Source organism: Ideonella sp. P3_A4 (assembly GCF_056403075.1).
On sequence record NZ_JBFUGE010000439.1, the window covers coordinates 1 to 5,008 of the forward strand.

General features: G+C 65.8%; 5 protein-coding genes and 1 pseudogene. 2 read left to right on the forward strand and 4 right to left on the reverse strand.

Features of this window, described 5'->3' with window-relative positions; all coding sequences use genetic code 11:
* The coding region (locus AC1DYI_RS26220) for a transposase domain-containing protein (RefSeq protein ID WP_477207072.1) at positions 1-124 on the forward strand (124 nt) is incomplete at its 5' end.
* A gap of 37 nt (positions 125-161) precedes the next feature.
* On the opposite strand, the gene AC1DYI_RS26225 is transcribed toward AC1DYI_RS26220, so the two are convergent.
* The 4 genes from AC1DYI_RS26225 to AC1DYI_RS26240 form a co-directional block, all read right to left on the reverse strand.
* Positions 162-1,580, reverse strand: a complete 1,419-nt coding sequence (locus tag AC1DYI_RS26225; RefSeq protein ID WP_477207068.1) for a hypothetical protein — start codon at positions 1,578-1,580, stop codon at positions 162-164.
* Positions 1,495-3,402, reverse strand: coding sequence for a hypothetical protein (locus tag AC1DYI_RS26230; RefSeq protein ID WP_477207069.1), 1,908 nt, complete (start codon positions 3,400-3,402; stop codon positions 1,495-1,497). Before AC1DYI_RS26230 ends, AC1DYI_RS26225 begins: the two co-directional genes overlap by 86 nt.
* A gap of 367 nt (positions 3,403-3,769) precedes the next feature.
* A complete protein-coding gene (locus AC1DYI_RS26235) occupies positions 3,770-3,907 on the reverse strand; it encodes a hypothetical protein (protein ID WP_477207070.1) in 138 nt (45 codons plus the stop codon).
* A complete protein-coding gene (locus AC1DYI_RS26240; protein WP_477207071.1) occupies positions 3,904-4,224 on the reverse strand; it encodes a hypothetical protein in 321 nt (106 codons plus the stop codon). The genes AC1DYI_RS26235 and AC1DYI_RS26240 overlap by 4 nt, the downstream gene beginning before the upstream one ends.
* Positions 4,225-4,455: 231 nt before the next feature.
* Between AC1DYI_RS26240 and AC1DYI_RS26245 the strand changes: the two are divergent.
* Positions 4,456-5,008, forward strand: a pseudogene (locus AC1DYI_RS26245) (translesion DNA synthesis-associated protein ImuA); the annotation flags it as partial.

Consider the following 5,008-nt stretch of genomic DNA (forward strand, 5'->3'; position numbering starts at 1 on the left):
GCTCAATGGGCACGAGCCCTACGCGTACCTGCGCGACGTGCTTGAGCGGCTGCCCACGCAGCCCGCCAGCCGCATCGTGGAGCTGCTGCCGCATCGCTGGCAGCCGTTGGGCGCCACAGCCTGAACTGCCTGCTCGTCTCCAAGACGGGATTGCCGGACGCTTACGCCTTGGCGGTCGCGTTGTGGCTGCAGTGGTGACCCACCTTGTAGAAGACCGTCCGGTTCAGCAGGTCCGTCGCTGTCACCGACCGCGGTTGACCGGGTACGTTGAACTCGAGATCGGCCCAGGACAGCCAGCTTCCGATCTGGGCGTCGGCCACGAAAAGCAGCACCTCGCGCGTTTTCTTGAATTCGAACGCCAGCACGAGGCTGGTGTTGTTGGTGTCGTTGTCGAGGTCGAGCGCCAGTTGCTCGAAGCTCCCGAGCCAGTCGTCGTCGACCCGGCGCCATGCCTGTGCCGGGTCGTCGTACGTGCGACCGAGAAAGTCTTTGATCAGCGCGTAGTAGGGACTGGGTCGGATGTTCTGGCTGACCGGGTCTCGCTGCTGCGCCGTGATCCGATGTTCGGCAGCAAACGGGTGGTAGCGGTCGCTCTGCATTGGCGCACCCGACTCAAGCGCCGCGCTCAGCGCGTCGAGGCCCGCGTCGCCGATGGTCGCGAGGTGATAGATCACGTTGTCGCGCTTCATCGCCTCTGTGACGGCGCTCGTCTTCAGCATCGACGGGTCCTTCGGCGGCCCGAGCACGTAGACACGCACGCCGTCCACGCCGTCCAGCTCGAACGGCTGCCCTCCGGGCTCGAGGTAGCGCAAGTCCCCCGCCTTCTTGCCGCGCAGCTTCAGGTATTCCATCGCGTCCGACACCTTGCCGGCGCTCGTCTTGTCGTCATCCTGGCTGAAGCCGAGCAGGCTTGACACCGTCTTGACCGTGTCCGTACCGGCCAGACTGGCCATGCCGACCATGCTGCTCAGCCGCGCTACCGCTTTCTTCTTCGTTTCCTTGATCTTCTGGATCTCGCGCATGCTCAGGTTCTCGGCCCACGAGAGCCATACCGAGCCGAAATCGATCTCGTCGTTGAAGATGTCGCGCGCCTGGTTGAAGCCCGACACATGGTCCTTGTGCTCGTGAGTGCCGACCACGACATCGAGTCGCGCCTTGCCGCCGCGGCCACCGCGCACCGTGTCGCGGATGTGCGCGACGACACCTTGCATGAACAGCTTGTCGCGAGCCAGCGCGCCGCAGTCGATCAGGACCTGGTATGGCTGCTTGCCCTGGCGCGGGAACGTCAGCAGGAAGCAGTCGCCGAGGCCGTGGCGGTACATGCGGACGCGTGCTCGGTAGGACTTCGGCGAGCCCGGCGCGACGACAGGCGCGGCCACTGCCGAGACGCCGTGAGCGGCCTTCTTGGCAGCAGAGGTCTTCTTCGTCGCAGCTGCCTTGCTTGCCGCGACTGTCTTGCGTGCAGCTCGCACAGTGGTAGCCATCGTTGACCTCCTATGCGCCCACTCGGTGCAGCGCGGCAAACGGCTCGCGGCTTTCTTGGAAATACGTGGCGGCCAGTGACGCTTGGCCGTCTGCACCTTCCCGGAACGCGATCGTCCGTTTCAGGCGATCTTCGTCACGCAGTCCTTTGCGCACCACGTAGACAATGCGTGGCTCGTCCAGGTCGATGACCAGCGTGCTGCCGGAGCGGATCGTCTGCGTCGCACCGTCGTGCGCGATGTCCTGCTGCTGCAGGATCGTCACGAAGACCTGGTTCAACGCGCGGCCATCGTCGCGCGTGCGCCGCGCCTCGCGCAGTGCATCGATTGCGAAGACCGGCTCGCCGCGGCGGTTCAGACGCACGGTGGGCGGCATCTCGACTTCGGTCAGCGCCAGGCCGGTCATCCGCTGCAACAACACCGCCTTGGCCACGGCGTCCCTGATGGCGCCGTGGAGGTCCTTGCGAATCAGCTTCGTCGTCGTCCAGATCGACTCGCGGTCCTTCTCGTAGCGCAGCTTGTCGATGTGCTGGCGCAGGTTGATGTCCACGATGAACTGTCGCAGCATCGCCTGCATCTCGCCCGGTGCCAGCGATGGGTCTTCCTCGGGATACGACCAGCGCAGACTGTCCTGCGACAGCGTGCGCACGTCGCGGGGGTAGATGCCGCGGCGGCGAAATGCCTCGATGAAAGCGACGCGGTAGCCGAGCTCGTCCTGCGGCATCAAGTCCATGTCGGCCGTGATCAGCGCGCGCAGGTATTCGCCGAACGTCAGGTCCACCGGCGGGCAGTAGTCGAGCGCACGGATGCACATGTTCAGCACGTGCGTCGAGGTCTTCGCCGCCTCCTGAGCCAGCCTGCCGACAAGATCTGGATGCAGTTCACCTTGGGCGATGACACCGGTGCCGCCGCTTGCGATGCGCAGCAGATCGCGCGAGCGGCTGCGGTAGATCGACAGGAACGCATCGAACACTGCCGCCACCAGGATGGCACCTCGCGCGTGTACTTCCGTCGTTTCGTCCAGCGCAGCCGGATCGGGCTCCTGCCGAATCCATTTTTTCTGCTCGGGGTCGTAGCGGCCGATCGCATCGCGCAGCGCACCGTGCGTGCCGCGCGCGTGGCCGAATTGGGTGGCCAGCTTGGCCAGTTCGTTCTCGCTGCCCAGATCGCCGCGTGTCTTCGCAATCTGGTGCGCCAGCACCTCGGGGAATGTGAAGTGCTGGAACAGGGCGACGATGTCCGCGAATGCCTCGTGGAACGCGAGCACGTCCGGGTTGGTCGCTTCCATGAAGTGCTCGTGAAAACCATCGAGCAGTGCATGCGTGGTCTCGTGCGCGATCACGTCGTGCGACAGGCAGGTGAACACCATCCCGCCGGGGTACTGGCCAGACGAGGGGTCGTCGGTCGACGGGAAGTAGCCGAAGAGCAACGCGGCATGCTGCGGGCTGTAGTAGGCGTTGGCCATGCGCAGCGCATGCGGATAGATGCGCAGCCGAGGCACGTACTGGCTCTTCCAGTCGTTCGGGTTGTCCTTGACGAAGCGATCGCGCCAGAACGCCTTGCGGCCAAGGGCGCGCTCGAACCGGTCGATCGTGGTCATGGCCGTTGCATAGACCATCTGCTGGTGGAACTGCGGGTTCCCCTCGGACGGCGCGAAGCCACCCTGGGCCAGCACGCTCGGATGATTCAGGTCGACCGGCGCATAGACGCAGCCGCTCGGCGGGTCGACGTCGACGACTTCGACATACTCCCCGACCGGGCCCTCGCTCACGTCCTCCCACGGCACCTTGTAGGTCATCTCGCTGACCAGCGCGGTTTCGAGCTGCGTCGCCAGGCTGGGGTCGAAGGCATATCCACGCAGCAGGCGTCGCGTGGGAGGCGGTGGGTCCGACGGCAACTTGGGAGTCTGTGGCTTGGTCATGACGCCCTCATGGGTCCGGCCTCTGATGCGGCAGACGGTTGTACTGCCTGAGCGCGCGGCGAGTCATCCTCAGCCCGGAGGATGCCGGGCCTGACCGCTGAGGGGTTGCCACCCCTTTTGTGCGGCTGCAGCGTGAGGGACGGTCAGCCGCGCAGGCCCGCAGCCGATGGCGCCGGCGTCTGCGCGAGGCCTGTTAGGGAAGGCGCGGAACGCGGAGGCGATGCGGCTTGAGCTATGCCGGCTTCACGAGGCGTCCAGGCCGCTGTTCCAGTGATCCAAACCACGGGCCTGGCTGCCAAGCCGAAATGACAAGGCGCCGAGCGAGTTCATCGCTCAGCGCCTTTTTCTTGGCCGCTCCACGGTGGCGTCAGGCCAGCGCCACGCTGACAGCGGCACCCACCAGGGCTACTGTCAGCACCGCCGTGGTCCACCACAGCGATCCTCGCTGCGAGTGGTGGCGAAACAGGTGCCGGCGGGCCGGCCAGTGCAGCGTGCTGGGACTCATGAAGCCACCTCGGGATATGAGTGTGATGCCGTGGTCTGGATGTTCATCGTCGAACCCGCTGTGGCGGTCTTCGCAGAGCTTGCCGCAGAGGCCATCGCAGTGGCCATCGATGTCGGGCCCAGCACCTGCTCCATCCAGCGTTCCGCCGCCAATGTGGGTTCGATGCTGCGCCAGCGGGCTTCGCGCGACAGACCGTCGCCCACGTGTTCGGCGTCTGCCGCTTCGAGCTTCGGCCAGCAGGCAGTCAGGCGAGTGGCAAAGAGCTGGATCCATGTCTCTTGGTCTTGCAGTTCGGTCGTGCTTCTCGGGGTGTTCATCTGTGTTCTCCTGCCGCGCCATGCAGCAGCTTGGCTTGGCCGTCGAGGCCAGCGCGGGGGCGATGGATGGTGATACTGTACACAAATACAGTGTTTCGGCAACTCATCGGGCCAGAGGGGTTCGAAAGGCTCTTTCATCCGGGCAACCGATGGGCGTAAGATGCTGTATAAATAACCAGTATCATGGCGCTGTCTTTTACTCCCTCCAGGCCCGTGCGATGCGAGCCGGCCATGACTTCGGCAAAGGGCGTGCCTGGGGCGCTTGACCTTTCACCGCCGCCGGGCCGGGCCGAGTTGTTGGCGCAACCCACCCGGGTGCATCCGGGGCTGTGGCGGGCGCAAGGCGGTGCAGCGGCGTCGAGCCTCAGCAGCAGTGGCAGCCTGTCCAGCGGCTTTGCCGCGCTGGACGCCGAGTTGCCGGGGGGCGGTTGGCCGGTGCGGGTACTGACTGAGTTGCTGCTGCCTGAGCCTGGGGTTGGTGAGATCCGGCTGCTGGCCCCATTGCTGGCCGACCTGGCTCGTTCGGGCCGCAGCGTGATGCTGTTCGACCCGCCGGCCGAAACCAATGCGGTGGCGTTGGGGGAACTTGGCTGGCCGCCTGGGCAATGCATCGTCGTGCGTTCACGGTCGGCGTCGTCAAAGCCAACGGCGGGCCCTGGCGTGCGCAAGGCTCGTCGTGCCGTGCCCGGGGCCGAGCTTTGCTGGGCTGTCGAACAGGCTTTGCGCAGTGGTCAGGTGGGGGCGGTGCTGGCCTGGCCGGGGGCCGCCGCAAGGCCCGAGGTCT